Source organism: Niallia sp. MER 6 (genome assembly GCF_023714395.1).
Taxonomy (GTDB): domain Bacteria; phylum Bacillota; class Bacilli; order Bacillales; family Cytobacillaceae; genus Niallia.
Map to the genome: position 1 here is coordinate 427,131 of NZ_JAMAUK010000001.1, position 14,938 is coordinate 442,068.

General features: G+C 39.0%; 16 protein-coding genes. 4 read left to right on the forward strand and 12 right to left on the reverse strand.

Annotated features, from left to right (window positions below):
- Nucleotides 1-14: 14 nt before the first annotated feature.
- From M3600_RS02045 to M3600_RS02055, 3 genes are all read right to left on the reverse strand, one after another.
- Entirely contained in the window at nucleotides 15-686 is a 672-nt protein-coding gene (locus M3600_RS02045) for an HAD family hydrolase (RefSeq protein WP_233317094.1), read from the reverse strand.
- A 110-nt stretch (nucleotides 687-796) separates the two neighbouring features.
- Nucleotides 797-1,912: a 5-methyltetrahydropteroyltriglutamate--homocysteine S-methyltransferase gene (locus M3600_RS02050; RefSeq protein ID WP_233317095.1), complete on the reverse strand. Its 1,116-nt coding sequence runs from the start codon at nucleotides 1,910-1,912 to the stop codon at nucleotides 797-799.
- A 109-nt stretch (nucleotides 1,913-2,021) separates the two neighbouring features.
- Nucleotides 2,022-2,936, reverse strand: a complete 915-nt coding sequence (locus tag M3600_RS02055; protein WP_233317096.1) for a LysR family transcriptional regulator — start codon at nucleotides 2,934-2,936, stop codon at nucleotides 2,022-2,024.
- Between the two features lie 303 nt (nucleotides 2,937-3,239).
- Between M3600_RS02055 and M3600_RS02060 the strand changes: the two genes are divergently transcribed.
- Both M3600_RS02060 and M3600_RS02065 read left to right on the forward strand, forming a co-directional pair.
- On the forward strand, nucleotides 3,240-3,497 hold the full coding sequence (locus M3600_RS02060; RefSeq protein WP_233317184.1) for an excalibur calcium-binding domain-containing protein: 258 nt from the start codon (nucleotides 3,240-3,242) through the stop codon (nucleotides 3,495-3,497).
- A 196-nt stretch (nucleotides 3,498-3,693) separates the two neighbouring features.
- On the forward strand, nucleotides 3,694-4,290 hold the full coding sequence (locus tag M3600_RS02065) for a YflT domain-containing protein (RefSeq protein ID WP_233317097.1): 597 nt from the start codon (nucleotides 3,694-3,696) through the stop codon (nucleotides 4,288-4,290).
- 39 nt (nucleotides 4,291-4,329) lie between these two features.
- On the opposite strand, the gene M3600_RS02070 is transcribed toward M3600_RS02065, so the two are convergent.
- The 4 genes from M3600_RS02070 to M3600_RS02085 form a co-directional block, all read right to left on the reverse strand.
- Nucleotides 4,330-6,927: an ABC transporter permease gene (locus M3600_RS02070; protein WP_251644661.1), complete on the reverse strand. Its 2,598-nt coding sequence runs from the start codon at nucleotides 6,925-6,927 to the stop codon at nucleotides 4,330-4,332.
- Nucleotides 6,924-7,607 carry an ABC transporter ATP-binding protein gene (locus M3600_RS02075; RefSeq protein ID WP_233317099.1) on the reverse strand — a complete coding sequence of 228 codons (684 nt, stop codon included), beginning with the start codon at nucleotides 7,605-7,607 and terminating at the stop codon, nucleotides 6,924-6,926. Before M3600_RS02075 ends, M3600_RS02070 begins: the two co-directional genes overlap by 4 nt.
- Nucleotides 7,608-7,692: 85 nt before the next feature.
- Nucleotides 7,693-8,709, reverse strand: a complete 1,017-nt coding sequence (locus M3600_RS02080) for a sensor histidine kinase (RefSeq protein WP_251644662.1) — start codon at nucleotides 8,707-8,709, stop codon at nucleotides 7,693-7,695.
- On the reverse strand, nucleotides 8,710-9,393 hold the full coding sequence (locus M3600_RS02085) for a response regulator transcription factor (protein ID WP_233317101.1): 684 nt from the start codon (nucleotides 9,391-9,393) through the stop codon (nucleotides 8,710-8,712).
- A 210-nt stretch (nucleotides 9,394-9,603) separates the two neighbouring features.
- Between M3600_RS02085 and M3600_RS02090 the strand changes: the two genes are divergently transcribed.
- Complete coding sequence (locus M3600_RS02090) at nucleotides 9,604-10,563, forward strand: ribose-phosphate diphosphokinase (RefSeq protein WP_233317102.1); 960 nt, start codon at nucleotides 9,604-9,606, stop codon at nucleotides 10,561-10,563.
- Between the two features lie 46 nt (nucleotides 10,564-10,609).
- Here M3600_RS02090 and M3600_RS02095 read toward each other — a convergent pair whose 3' ends face one another.
- Both M3600_RS02095 and M3600_RS02100 read right to left on the reverse strand, forming a co-directional pair.
- Nucleotides 10,610-11,149 carry an NADPH-dependent FMN reductase gene (locus tag M3600_RS02095; protein ID WP_251644663.1) on the reverse strand — a complete coding sequence of 180 codons (540 nt, stop codon included), beginning with the start codon at nucleotides 11,147-11,149 and terminating at the stop codon, nucleotides 10,610-10,612.
- Between the two features lie 68 nt (nucleotides 11,150-11,217).
- The gene (locus tag M3600_RS02100) at nucleotides 11,218-11,838 is read right to left on the reverse strand and encodes a superoxide dismutase (RefSeq protein ID WP_233317104.1); all 621 of its coding nucleotides are present in this window, start codon (nucleotides 11,836-11,838) and stop codon (nucleotides 11,218-11,220) included.
- 246 nt (nucleotides 11,839-12,084) lie between these two features.
- Between M3600_RS02100 and M3600_RS02105 the strand changes: the two genes are divergently transcribed.
- Complete coding sequence (locus M3600_RS02105) at nucleotides 12,085-12,711, forward strand: helix-turn-helix transcriptional regulator (protein WP_233317105.1); 627 nt, start codon at nucleotides 12,085-12,087, stop codon at nucleotides 12,709-12,711.
- 84 nt (nucleotides 12,712-12,795) lie between these two features.
- Here the strand turns inward: M3600_RS02105 and M3600_RS02110 are convergent, their stop codons facing one another.
- The 3 genes from M3600_RS02110 to truA form a co-directional block, all read right to left on the reverse strand.
- Nucleotides 12,796-13,683 (reverse strand): pirin family protein, encoded by an 888-nt coding sequence (locus tag M3600_RS02110; RefSeq protein WP_233317106.1) that lies wholly within the window; start codon nucleotides 13,681-13,683, stop codon nucleotides 12,796-12,798.
- 41 nt (nucleotides 13,684-13,724) lie between these two features.
- The gene (locus M3600_RS02115) at nucleotides 13,725-13,970 is read right to left on the reverse strand and encodes a YuzB family protein (RefSeq protein ID WP_233317107.1); all 246 of its coding nucleotides are present in this window, start codon (nucleotides 13,968-13,970) and stop codon (nucleotides 13,725-13,727) included.
- Between the two features lie 186 nt (nucleotides 13,971-14,156).
- Complete coding sequence (truA, locus tag M3600_RS02120) at nucleotides 14,157-14,894, reverse strand: tRNA pseudouridine(38-40) synthase TruA (RefSeq protein ID WP_251644664.1); 738 nt, start codon at nucleotides 14,892-14,894, stop codon at nucleotides 14,157-14,159.
- Nucleotides 14,895-14,938: the final 44 nt, after the last annotated feature.

Here is a 14,938-nt window from a genome sequence, read left to right on the forward strand (position 1 = left end):
TCCCAACAACTATTCTAGGAATTATTTTTTAAATCATGAAGTAAGTTTGGGATCTCACCTAAATCCGTCACTGTATAATCAGCAATTCCCCCGCTCCACTGCGCATTTTCTTTCCATACACTCACCATGCCAACATGACTAGCTGCAGCAATATCATTTTGCGGATGATCACCGACGAATATACTTTGATTAGGAACTGTATCCATTCTTTGCAGTGCACGCAAAAAAATGGCAGGATCAGGTTTTCTTACACCTTCCCATTCTGATATCAATATAGCATCAAAATAGCCTCTTATACGTAATGCCTCTATATTTCCCATTTGGAACTTACCAAATCCGTTTGTAATTATTCCAAGTCTATACCCTGCTGCTGCCAGCTCTTCCAGCATTTCTTTTACATTAGGAAAAGGAACACAGCTGTAGGAAAACTCATCTAAATAGTCTTGCAGCAGTTCCTGTGAGGTAATGCCAGTCAGGCAAAATTCTTCAACAAGCTGCCTGTATACTTTATCTTTCCACACATACCCTTTCGCATCCAATACGATGAATCTATTAATATACGTATCTTTCGGTATATGTCCTGTCCACTTTTTCAATCTTTCATATTGCCGGTCAGCAAAGCGAAGGACTGATTCGTCTCTATTCAATAAAGTTCCGTCTAAATCAAACAAAACAGCTTTTATCATGAAGCATTTAGCTCCTTCCTTTTCTTCCATTATAGACTACTGCTTTATCCTATTGTAAAACAATAAAAAACTGGCTGAATTAATTTCAACCAGTTTTTTTGTATTAACTATTACTTCCACACGTCTTTAGAAATTTCCACAACATGGCGCAGCTTGTCCCATTGCTGCTCTTCTGTAAGCAGGTTGCCTTCCTCTGTTGAAGCAAAGCCGCACTGCGGGCTTAAAGCTAATTGATTTAAGTCAACATATTGAGACGCTTCCTCAATTCGGCGCTTAATGACATCCTTGCTTTCTAGTTCGCCAAATTTAGATGTAATCAATCCTAATACAATGTTTAAGTCAGGTCTGTTCACATAGCGAAGCGGTTCAAATCCTCCAGAACGGTCATTGTCGTATTCAAGGAAGAATCCATCGATATTCAGATGGCCGAACAATTTTTCTGCAACCGGCTCATAGCCTCCAGAAGAAATCCATGTGGAACGGAAATTCCCGCGGCAAATATGCATAGTCACTTTAAAATCATCTGGACGGTCAGAAACTGCTGCATTTAATGTTTCTAAATATTTTCTGCTTAAATAGTCAGGATCCAATCCTTTTGCGCGAAGCTGTTCCTTCTGTTCTTCTGAGCATAGATAAGCCCATGATGTATCATCAAGCTGTATGTAACGGCAGCCGGCATCATAAAATGCTTGCAGTCCTTTTTTATAAGTTTGCGCAAGATCTGCAAAAAACTCATCCTGGTCCGGATAGACAGCACTGTCCACCTCACCGCGGAAATGCAGCATGCTTGGACTTGGGATTGTCATTTTTGCTGTATGATCACCTGCTGCTTGCTGCAAGAATTTAAAATCCTCCAAAAATGGATGTTTGTCAAACCCAAGCTTGCTAGTAACTTTAATAGAACGTGATTTTGTTTGTTTCTGTTTAAATTGAATGCCTGATCCTGCTTGATAGCCTGTCACGCCTTGAAGGTCCTCAAGGAAATCGAAATGCCACCATGCTCTGCGGAATTCACCGTCTGTTACAGCTTGCAAGCCAACTTCCTTTTGCTTTTCCACAATTCTTGCAATCTCTGTATCTTCTATTTCTCTTAATTGCTCAGCTGTAATTTCATCAGCAGCTCTTTGGAGACGAGCCTGCTTGATTGCCTCCGATCTAAGTAAGCTTCCTACTTGATCTGCACGAAATGGTGCTTTTTTCTGTGTTGATTTATCAATCGTTTGCATGTACTTTCCCTCTTTTCCCTTTGTCCTCATTATTGTCTGTATATTAGCATAATTAAAAGGGTATAGAGTAACTGATAAAAGTAATCGTCCGTTATAACTAAAAGCTATATCACTTATTCGCATAAAAATCTACGAATGTTTTAAGCTCCTCTAAATAAAGATTAGCAATCCGGCTAAGTCTCGTTTTTTTATGAACAATCCATCCGACAGAAATTGTTTCCTCCTCAGCAAGGGGAACCGATACAATATCAGATCCATTTAAATCAGAGCTTAATATACCAGTAGAAATCGTATATCCGTTTAAGCCAATCAGCAAGTTAAACAATGTCGCTCTGTCACTCACCTGTATCGATTTCTTTCTTGGAATCGTGCTGAATATTTCCTCCGCATAATAAAAGGAATTGAACTCTCCCTGTTCAAAGGACAGACGAGGAAATGCTTCTAAATCCCCGAGCGTTACAGATGACTTTTTCGCAAGAGGATTTTGGGCACTCACAAAAATATGGGGCCCTGCCTCAAAAAGAGAATGGAAATCAAGCCCTTCCTGTTCTAGCATTTGCAGCATGACCTTTTCATTAAAGGAGCTTACATACAGAATGCCAATTTCACTGCGGAAGTTTTTAACATCCTCAATAATTTCATATGTCCGCGTTTCTCTCAACGTAAATTGATATTCATCTGCACCATGTTTTTTAATCATTTCGACAAATGCATTGACAGCAAATGCATAATGCTGTGTGGAAACAGAGAACAGCTGCTGAGAAGGTGCGCTGTTAAAATATCTGCGCTCTAACAGCTCCGACTGCTCCACTACTTGACGGGCATAACCGAGAAACTCAGCCCCGTTTTTTGATAAGGTTATTCCTTTTGAGGTCCGCAGAAAAATCTCAAAACCGAGCTCCTTTTCCAGCTCCTTAACTGCCTTTGACAAACTCGGCTGTGACATGTATAAACGTCTTGCCGCTTCATTTATTGAACCGCACAGTACAATTTCCACCACATATTTCAATTGCTGGAGTGTCATGAAAAGTTCCTCCCTTTATGTCTTATCTAGAATTCTTTTTATACCATAACCAAGGCAAAAAGCATGCCAACGTCAGGCTCCATTTCCCGCGGTCCCCTTAAGTCCTTAAGCACTCGATCCTCCCTTGACTAATTTCTTAGAAATTAATTTTATACATAATATCATATTTTTATTGCTAGTATAAGAGGATTAAGATACTATCATATAGGGATTGGAAGTATATTAGAAAATAATAACTATTTTTCCCAATAAATACGCTAATTCTAATGTAACATTCAAAGGAGAATCTTTATGAAGTCAATCATGAAAGCTGCTATAGCAGCAGGTCTGCTTTTTACCTTCACACTTAGTACGGTTAACGAGGCAGAAGCTGCCACAAAAGTAGTTACCTATAAAAACTGCACAGAGCTCAACAAAAAATACAAGGGCGGAGTGGCCCGTGCTGCCAATGTGAAAAATAAAGGCGGGAAAACAAAATACAAGCCATACGTTTCTAAAGCTCTTTATGATGCCAACAAAAAAAGCGACAGAGATAAAGATTTGATTGCTTGCGAACGTTAAATGATAAAAACCAGAACTCTTTCGAATTGTTCTGGTTTTTTCCTGTGATCGCTTAAAGAGACTGTAAAAATCACGTTTCTAATAACATAACCTTTTCATTCCTTAATTGGTAAAATCATCTTTCCGTTTATATCTTTGTATGAGGGGAAAAGGATGAACATAGATGTTTATTCGATTTTTCAAGGAGGGAATAAAAATGGCAAAAAGTATTGTAGCTGTTTACGAGACTCCAGAAGAGACCATTAACGCAATTGAAAGACTGACGAATAAAGGATATGTTGCAGAGGATTTTTCTGTCGTGACGAACAGAACAGATACTGATTATTTGGAAGCTAATACTGACGCAAGCATTGCATCTGGTGATACAAATGAATCCGCTGGTTTTTTTGAGAAATTGAAAAGCTATTTTACAATGGAAGACCTTGGTTTCGGCACAAATGAAAATACGAAAGCAGCAAACTTGGATATTCCGGCAGCAGAGCTTGATCAATTTTCCACTGAACTGGAACAAGGAAAATTCTTGCTGGCAGTTGAAAAAGAGGCAAAAGAGTTTAATGCTAATATCTCTACCGACTATCCAGAAATGCCCCCATTAAATGGGAAAGAACAGGGGATGAATATTTCCCTTGGACCTAATGAAGACTATGAACGTAGAAATCCCGTATTTCAAGATACACCAGATACACCGATTTTAGAAAGGCGCGGCGAAGGAACTACAAACAGGGATGCGGCGGATGAAGTTATTCTTGATAAACGTTCCTTCCCCCGCAATGAACACTTAACAAAAGAATAACGAAGGCGCCGGATTTGACAAAACAAATCCGGCGCTTTTTTAGATATTTTCTTGCTTTAATCCATCAATGATGTTTTCCTTTTTAACCTTACTAGTAGAGTACATCATGGCAGAAGCTACAATGACAAAAATAGCAACAATTGAATAGAGAATACTCAACCATGGCAAAGCAAAGCCGTACTCGAATGTCTGTCTGATAGACATATATAAAAGCACCATAACACCAATACTGATTGGCAGACCGTAAAGCAATGCTTTCATCCCATAAAACATGCTTTCATATTGCAGCATTTTGTTAAAGCCTTTCGGTGTCATTCCGACAGACCGAAGCATGGCAAATTCCCGTTTTCTTAAATTTATGCTTGTGCTGATAGTATTAAAGATATTCGCTACTGAAATAAGCGAGATGAGGATGATAAAACCGTACGTGAAAACAGATATAAACAACAGCAACTGTTCGTTCTTCTCCTTGTTTTGGAAAACATTATAAACATACATATCTGCTTGTATAATGTCCTCTAGTTCTTTCTGTGTTGCAAGTGGATCAGAGCTGTTCAAATAAAGTGATGTCTCGATAAAATCCTTCATCTGCTCGTTCTTTGAGAGATCGGTTAACGTCTTGTCTGAGACGATAATATCAATGCCGCCTACTCCTGTTGTATGAATACCACGGGGGAGCTTATTCGTCATACCAGCAATCTGTACCTCACTAACTTTTGATTCTTCCTCCCCGTCGTTATAGTACAACTCCAGATTTTCTCCTTCTTTTGCATGAACCGTTTTCGTTTCTACAAACTTTCCAGTATCAGGGTTTTGATAAGTAATTTGATTTACTAGAATTCCCGTATAGGAATCTTCTGCTTGAAGCTTTTCTAAGGAAACACCAGCTTCCTTTGCATAACTTTGGAAGCTTTTATCATCAAGACTGACAAGATGGACGGCATAAGCTAACTTTCCGTCTGTAAGAAGACTCTTGTCCTCTTTTACCATTTCCTTCAGTTCAGCTGCAATTTTGGATTCATCAATCCTCGTGCTTAAAGCATACAGCTCTCTTGTAATTGTACTGTCTGTGACATACGCAAGCTTCGTTAAGGGCAGATAATCACTCGGTTCCTTTTGTAGCGAACTAAATACTTGAATGTCAAAATTAACATTTTCCTGTGACATCTGAACTGATTTTTTTATATTTGATGTAAAAAACGACACAGACAAAAACAGTACAATACTGATTATTAATGAAAAGACAGTGGCATGATATCTGCGTTTATGCCGCTTTAAATTCTTCAGGCCTATTTCTCCTTCTATTCCAAACAACCTTCTAATGAGCCTGGATGTTTTCACTGCTTTACCTGTTAGCTTCACATCCTGTGTTTGGCGAATCGCATCAATAGCAGAAATCTTAGAGGCCCTGCGAGCAGGCAAATAGACTGATATAAAAATAGTAAACGCAGACAGTGCTACAGCTGCTAATATAGAATAAGGTGTAACGACCAGCTTCAATTTCACTGTAACGTTTAAAGCCCCTTCAATGAACGAATTTAGGAATAGGAATGTTGCACCTATACCAGCAATTCCCGCCAGAATCCCAATTGGGATACTGATTGCTCCTATCACTGCACCTTCAAAAAACACAGCATTTCTTTTTTGTTTTTTTGTTGCTCCCACACTTGAAAGCATCCCTAAGTGCCTTGCCCGCTCTGACACGCTGATTGCGAATGCATTATAGATTAATGCAACAGAACCAATAATAATAACAGCAATGATGACGGCAGCTGTACCAAAAAATGTTGTTCGTAAGCTGTCATTATCTGTTATACCATAGTAGCGCAGCAATTCTTCATTATAGGTGATTTTGTCTATATTTAACCTTTTCGCAAGTGCCTCTGCATCATCGAAAAGAGAGCTTGTTACTTTATTTAAAACGATAACTGCATTTGCTTTATCATTTTTGGCAAGTGAAGTAAAATCGATATAACTTATCGCAGTATAGCCTGGCTCCCATGTATACGCCCAGGTCGGGTCTTCCATGATGCCAACAACCGTAAAGGATTTTTCAGTAGTATTTATTACACCTTCCGTCCGCTTTCCCTGCTCATCCATAAGAATGCTAAACTGCTGTGTCAACTCCTTGGCGCCTTGCTCATTCCCGATTTCAGCTCTTTGGCCAATGTCTGCTGTAAGTTTGTCTCCAATTTTATAGGATAATTCCGCCTTATCTGTCATACTCTTTGAAAGGATAATTTCATTAGGATTTTCAGGAAGGCGCCCTTCACTAAGTTTTATATGAAAAGCTTTAAAACCGGCTTCATTAAATGCCTTATAAAAAATATATGGCTTGTATGCGTTTGTGGGGTTTTTTATTTCCGAGTATCCTAAATCCTTTGAAAGGAAAAGCTTGTTCGTAGTGTCATCCTTTTCTATTTCCGTTATTTGGGTCTGATTAACATCCTCATATTTCAAATGCCATTCCCCGTCCTGAGAAATGGACTGGCGGATAATCAAGTCGAGAAAGGAAACACCAAGTGTTGCGACCGCCATTATCATTGCCGTGGAAATAATGACACCAATAAGAGTAACAATCGTACGCCGCTTATTCTCCTTTAAATGTCTTATTGTAAGCTTTTGAATAATATTCACGGACGAATCACCTCATCCTTGGCGACCTTTCCATCTTCAATCGCAATGACTCTGTCTGCCTGCAAGGCAATCCTTTCATCGTGAGTAATGACAATCAAGGTTTGATTAAACGTTTTATTGAACATCTTCAATAATTCCATTATTTCCTTGCTGTTTGTGCTGTCCAGATTTCCTGTAGGCTCATCTGCCAGTACAATAGCTGGATTACTGATAAGAGCACGACCGATGGAAACACGCTGCTGCTGACCTCCTGATAACTGGTTTGGCAGGTGCTTGAGGCGGTCCTTAAGGCCAAGAACCCGGATGATATCCTCCAATTTATTGTCGTCCACTTGATGCTCATCCAGCAATAAGGGCAATGTAATGTTTTCTTCAACAGTCAAAATCGGAATCAGATTATAGAATTGATAGATAAGACCAATTTGCCTTCTTCTGAAAATCGCCAAGTTCGTTTCGTTTAATCCATATATATCGGTTCCATCAACTAATACTCTTCCGCTTGTTGGTCTGTCTACGCCGCCAAGGAGATGAAGCAATGTTGATTTACCTGAACCAGATGGGCCAATTATTACAACGAATTCTCCCTTTTTTACAGTAAAAGACACATCATCAAGTGCCTTCACCTCCGTATCTCCTTTTCCGTACACTTTAGACAGATTTTCTATTTTTAAGATTTCCATATTCAGTACCCCTTTCATATGTTGATTTATTGCTAGTTTATCTGCCTAAAATGACATAGCGGTGACTAAGAAAGTGACAATTTAGTCACTTAACGCTTTTTGTGGATTGCTTATAAAATTTAATAGTAAATGTTGTGCCCTTGCCTTCTTTACTTGATACCTCTATATCTCCGTTTTGCGCGGAAATGATACTGTATGACATGGCAAGACCAATCCCAACACTATCTTCGCCGGCATTAGCTCCTCTATAAAAACGCTTAAATATGTAGGGAAGATCCTTTTTTGGTATGCCCTTCCCATTATCATAAATGGATATTTCAGTAAACAGAGCATTCTCCATAAAGGAAATAGCAATTTCCCCGCCTTCTGCCGTATGTTCAACCCCGTTTTTCAAGATATTTAGAAGTGCTTCTGCCGTCCAATTTAAATCTCCCTGAAAGCTCACATCCTTTTTGCCTGAAAGCTTTAATGTCTGCTGCTTAATATCCATAGGAATCAGAACAGCTTCAGCAGCTTTCTCAAGCATTTGTACAACAGATACCTTTTCTTGCTTAAAGGAAATAGAACCGGCATCTATTTTGGACAGCTTTAATAAAGAGGATACGAGCCAGTCAATCCGCTCAAGCTGAATACGAATATTTCTTGTAAACTCATTTCGTTTTTCCTCGTCTAAGTTTTTACTGCTTAATAAATCTGCCATAACCATCATCGAGGTTAATGGTGTCTTTAATTGATGGGAAATATCCGAAATGGCATCTGTCAATGTTGACTTATCTTTTTTTAAGGAAGAGCCTTGCTGGGAGAGCATTAATGTGACTTTATATATCTCACTTTTTAAAATGCTCAGCTCTCCTTCATGATTATCTCTTATGTCAAACTGGTAGTCTCCATTCGTTATTCTACGCAAATAGCTACTTAGACGGGCGATTTCCCGGTAGCGCCAATAGGTAAACACAACCTGGACACTTATGAAAAGCAGACTAACTGCAAATACATAAATCGCGGCAGCTCGAGAAATGAACAAATAGAAAAATAAAGTAGACATCAGAGCTATGGCAGAAAGGATCAGTAAGTTAATAAGCAATTCTCGGTTGCGAAGCATTTAATCACCAACCTTGTATCCTAAGCCGCGAACTGTTTTAATAAGTTCCGGCTTTTGTGGATCATCCTCTAGCTTTTCTCTCAGTCTTTTAATATAGACCGTCAATGTGTTGTCATTGACAAAGTCCCCGGCTACATCCCAAATCCTTTCAAGCAGCTGAGATCTTGTCAGCACTTGGCCGGCATGATTAGCCAATATTAGGAGTAACCGGTATTCTAACGCAGTCACTAATACTTCTTCCCCACTTTTGTATACCTTGCCTTCCAATGTATTAATAGAAATAGGATTAATATCAATAACAGGCTTTGTTTGTGCATGCTTGTTATATCTGCGTAACACCGATTTAATTCTAGAAAGTAATTCACGAACGCGAAAAGGCTTTGTTATGTAATCATCTGCTCCCATATCCAGTCCCATAACTACATTCACTTCATCATCTAATGCTGTTAAAAAAATAACAGGCTTGTCACAGCGCTGTTTTACGAATTCACATAGTTCATAGCCGCTGCCATCTGGCAATGACAAATCAAAGATACATAAATCTATTTGGTCCAGACCATCTTGCATTGTTTGTTTGGCCGTTTCTGCAGTATGACAAACAATTGTTTCGTAATTGTCTTGATTTAAACTGTATTCAAGGCCAACTGCGATTGTTCTATCATCTTCCACTAATAATATTTTCAATTTATACACATCCCTTGCCAAAATACGCCATAACCTCCTATTATCTTAGTTGATGCTGACAGTTTTAGTCAAAGAAGACTATTAGGAGGAAATATTCACATAACTGGTTGCATTGACACATCCAGTACCCTACAATACTTTATAGAGGCAGTTTTTTTTGAAAACGCTGCACATACTACTAATAATGAACTGTTATAGGAGGAAACCGAGTTGCCAAATACATATAAAGGATCTAAGTTAAAAGTATTCTCCTTAAACGCCAATCCAGAGCTAGCACAAGAAATTGTCGAAAATTTGGGAACAGAGCTTGGAAAATGTTCTGTTAAAAAATTCAGTGATGGAGAAATTCAAATCAATATAGAAGAAAGCGTGCGCGGCTGTGATGTATTTGTTATTCAACCGACAAGCGACCCTGTAAACCAAAGTATTATGGAGCTGCTTATTATGATTGACGCCCTTAAACGGGCTTCTGTCAAATGCATCAATGTTGTTATGCCATATTATGCGTATGCACGCCAAGACAGAAAAGCTCAGCCGAGGGAACCAATCACTGCGAAGCTGATTGCAAACCTCATCCAGAAATCGGGAGCTGACCGCGTCATTACAATGGACCTCCATGCACCGCAAACACAAGGCTTCTTTAATATTCCAGTTGACCAGCTTGTCGCAATGCCGATATTAGCGCAATACTTACTAACAAAAGAGTTTGCTAATGATGTCGTTGTTGTTGCACCAGATCATGGAAGCACGACTAGAGCACGGGAATTGGCAGACCGCCTGAAAGCTCCAATTGCTATCATTGATAAACGGGGCCCTAGGGATTTTGGAGAATCTCGTGAAGTTAATATCGTTGGAAACATTGAAGGAAAAACAGCGATTATCGTCGATGACATTATCGACACAGCATATAGAATCACAACCGCTACAAAAGCACTCCTTGATAATGGTGCAAAGGAAGTCTACGCATGCTGCACACATCCTGTGCTGTCAGAGCGGGCAATCGAAAACATTACAGAGTCACATCTGAAAGAATTGATTGTTACAAACAGCATTCCGCTGTCAGAAGAGAAAAAAATCAGCAAAATCACACAGCTGACAATCGCTCCGTTATTAAGCGACGCTATTTCTCGGGTTTACGAGCAAAAGCCTGTCAGCGTGCTTTTTAAATAAGTTCAAAAAAAGAGATGTTTGGGAGTATTCCCCCTACATCTCTTTTTTATTTCCCGGCATAGCCTTTTTGCAGTGCAATCAGCTCACTCGCTAAGCTCTTTATTCTAGCTGACACTTCGCTACTAGCCAATTCATTATCCTGATTGAAATCATCATTATGAACAAACACATTCGTTGTTGGGATAAGTCCCTTTAAGTAGCTGAGAATGGGTTTTAGCTGATGTTCTGCCACTAAGAAATGCTTATCCGTACCGCCAGTCATAACAATACCTGTTACCTTTCCTTTAAACGCATCAACAGGCAAATGATCAAACAGATTCTTTAAAGCACCTGGTATAGATGCCTGATAAATAGGGCTGCCAATAACTAAAGCATCTGCAGACAATACAGTCTTCACTACTTTTATCGTGTCGTCATTGTAATAGCTAAGCGGAGTTCCCTTTACAAATTCAACCTCAAATTCCTTAAGGTCTATCAGCTCTGTTTCTATGCTTGGGTCAGCAGATTTTGCTGCTGCTAGCACTTCATAGACTGCTTTTGCTGTTTTGGTTCCGACAAGAGAACCGGAGATACCGACAAGCTTCATCTTGATTGCCTCCCTTTTATTTTTGAAAAAAGATGCCCTCACTAAAAAGGACATCTCACAATTCAAGCTTATTTTTTAAAGCTTGCGTATTTTTCTGCAACAGCATCCCAATTAATAATTTCAAAGAAGCTGGAAATATAATCAGGTCTTCTGTTTTGATAGTTCAAGTAGTAAGCATGCTCCCAAACATCCAAGCCTAGGATTGCATTGTTGCCTTCCATAATTGGGTTATCTTGGTTTGGAGTGCTAGTAACTGCAAGCTTTCCTTCTTCATTAACAACAAGCCATGCCCAGCCTGAACCAAAGCGAGTAGTCGCACTTTGAGCGAACGCTTTTTTGAACTCATCGAAGCTTCCAAACGCTTCTGTAATTGCTTCAGCCAATTCCCCTAAAGGCGCATTTCCTTCTTTTGCTGGTGCGATTACTTCCCAGAACAAAGTATGGTTAAGATGGCCGCCTCCGTTATTTCTTACAGCAGTTCTAATTTCCTCTGGCACTGAATCTAAATTACTTAACAATTCTTCTAGAGATTTTTCTTGTAAATCAGCTTTTCCTTCTAAAGCAGCATTTAAGTTATTCACATATGTTTGGTGATGCTTGCCGTGATGGATCTCCATTGTACTTTTGTCGATTTGAGGCTCTAATGCAGAAAAATCATAGTTTAATGCTGGCAGTTCATATTTTGACATTTTGTAATCCCCCTAAATATGTAGTATTTATACTTATTAGTATAAAAAGTATAGTTAAAGAATAACCTATCAACCACAAAATTGCAATTGATTTTTTCCACTTTTTTCACCTTATCTGCCCATTCTATGCTGTTAATCATAAAAATGTTAACATTTTATACTTTATGGTATAATTAATAAAATCGGCTGCTTTGCTTGTCGTTCACAAGGAAGGATTACTCCAACTGGTTAATGGAGGTTATATAGATGGACACAAAACAAAAAAATACGAAAGACAAAATACTTCATCTTCTAAAAAAAGAAGGCTCACTCACTGTTAGTGACTTAACTAAGCGCCTTGAAATTACCCATATGGCTGTTCGCAAGCATCTTACTATCATGGAAAAGGATGGTATGATTCAAACGAAGGAATTCAAGCAATCCATGGGAAGACCGATGCAGCTATACTCTCTAACAGAAAAGGCTGAAATGCATTTCCCGAAAAATTATGAAGGAATCAGCATTGGTTTTTTGCGGGATATCGAGGAACTGTATGGCGATGGCTCCGTTCAGCGCTTATTTGAGAAAAGAGAGGCTCGGCTTATTCACGAATATGCTGTCAGAATGGACAGTAAGGAACCACTTCAAAAGATGAAGGAAATCACAAAAATCCAAAATGAAAAAGGCTATATGGCAGAGTTAAACCAGCTCGAGGAAAACACATATGAGCTGATTGAATATAATTGCCCTATTCTTGAGGTTGCGAAGGAATTTAAAATTGCCTGCAAATGTGAAACAGAAATGTTTAAAGATGTCCTCAAAACAGAAAATATCAGCAGGTCTTGCTGCAGAACAGATGGCGACAGCCACTGCAGATTTCTTGTTAAGTTTTAAAAAAGACAACCTCTGTGACATACAGAGGTTGTCTCCTTTTTTAGTAAATATAAAGGAGCATAGCACTAGCTATGCTCCTTTCGCTCATTTAGCCGGCGGTCCGAACTCCCCGTGATGGAAATCGCGGAAGGCCTGTTTTATCTCCTCCATCGTATTCATAACAAATGGACCGTATGGTACAATTTCTTCGTTTATTGGTGCTCCTGAATAAATAAGCACCTTTGATCTTCGTTGATTTGCTTTAACGGTAAGTTCACTCAGCTTGTCTGCTGTTCCATGTTCAGCATAAGTCAATGTAGCTGTACCATGCTTTTGTAAATTCACACGATTAATACCAAAATCCATATCACCTGACAACACATATAAAAAAGCATTATGGTTTTCTGGCATGTGATGAACATAGCTTGCTCCCTCTTCTAAAGTTATTTCTGACAATGTAATAGGAACAAGAGAATGTAGGGGACCTTGAACGCCTGCGATATCTCCTGAAAACACCTTTATTTTTCCGCCATTGAAATCAACAGTAGGCGCATCCTCACTATATACATTTTGATAAAATGTCTCACTGTGCTTTAGATTCTTCGGCAGATTCAGCCATAACTGCAATGTATGAGCAATATCATCGCCCACCCCTTCTTCTGCATGTCTAGCCGCCCAGCCAGCATTCATATATTGCACATCCCCAGGTTCAAGAATATCTCGTCCTCCGCCATTATCAATATGCTCTAATCTTCCGTCTACAACATATGTGATGGTTTGGAAGCCGCGATGGGGATGGTCTGAGAATGTTCCCCTTTTAAACCAATCCTCTGCCATTAAAATAAATGGGTCAAAATCCTTCCATCTTTCTACAGGCAGCACCCACCCTTTCTGAATGGCTGGGAATTCTGCTTCCTCATATTGAACATACCAATGTTCCTTAACATCCCTTTGAAAAACCTCTTTTTGTTGATCTACTAACTCTTTTTCCATTTCTCCCACCCCTTTTTCACTATATGTCAGTACTTCTGATGTTAAGCATATAATGCTAACTCTGCTTCAATCTGGTTTTTAATTAATGCTACGCATTCTTCAGCAGTTTTCGCAAAAATTCTTTTACCGTTAACGATAGCGTAAGGTCTCTTTGCACACATGCCACAGAAAGAAAGACAGGTATTCTCAATCACTGCTACTTCTGGATATTCTGATTCGAGGATTTCCTCAAGTGGGACAGCAGTGATTAAGCTGCCATCACATATTTCCACAACTACAATCCCCATTGTTTGTTTCCCCCCTAATCACCTAATAAAATAAAAATCTATATAAATAAGATAAAATAAGTTCACTTTTTATACCAATTGGTATAATTAACGAACATAACCTTACTCCAATCCTACGTAAAAAGCAATCATTATGCTTATCAAGGCAAAAAAAGGAAGCTAATAATCATAGCTTCCTTTCGAACATTAAAATTCAACTTTTTCTAAATATAAGCCGGCTGCTTCTGCCATTAGGCCTGTTTGGACTCTTTCTTTTGATTCAATGATAGCAGGAATTTGATCAGGCTTTATTGTATTTAAACCGACCTCAATTAATGTGCCGACGATTTTCCTTACCATATTGTATAAAAAGCCATCGCCTCTTACTCTTATATGGAGAAACCCGTTTTCTTTTTCTATCGATATAGCGTATATTTCGCGGACCATTGATTTTTTTTTGCTTTTCGCATTAGAATAAGCAGTGAAATCATGACTTCCTAAAAAATGGCTGGCCGCTTCTTTCATTTTCGAGATATCGAGCTTTTGGTCGACATGCATGCTGTATTTGCGCATGAAAGGGTTCGTATGCTCCTCGTTCCAAATTTTATATAAATATGTTTTATCCTTCGCATTATAGCGGGCATGAAAACGGTCAGGAACTGTTTCTAGATGAAGAACACTTATATCGTTCGGCAAATATTTGTTTATATACGCCTTTATTTGTAACTCACTCATCGAAGTTTTTATTTTAAAATTCGCAATTTGCTCCATTGCATGGACGCCAGCATCTGTTCTGCTGCAGCCAATTATTTGCACCTCTTCACCAGCCATCTCAGTCAGAACGTTTTCGATTTTCCCTTGGATGGAGCTGTCTCCGTTGCCGAGGCGCTGCCATCCTCTGTACCTGCCGCCATCATATTGAATGATCATTTTATAATTGTTCATAGTATCTCCTTGCTTTTCATAATCTTTCTAAAGTGTAGCTTGTC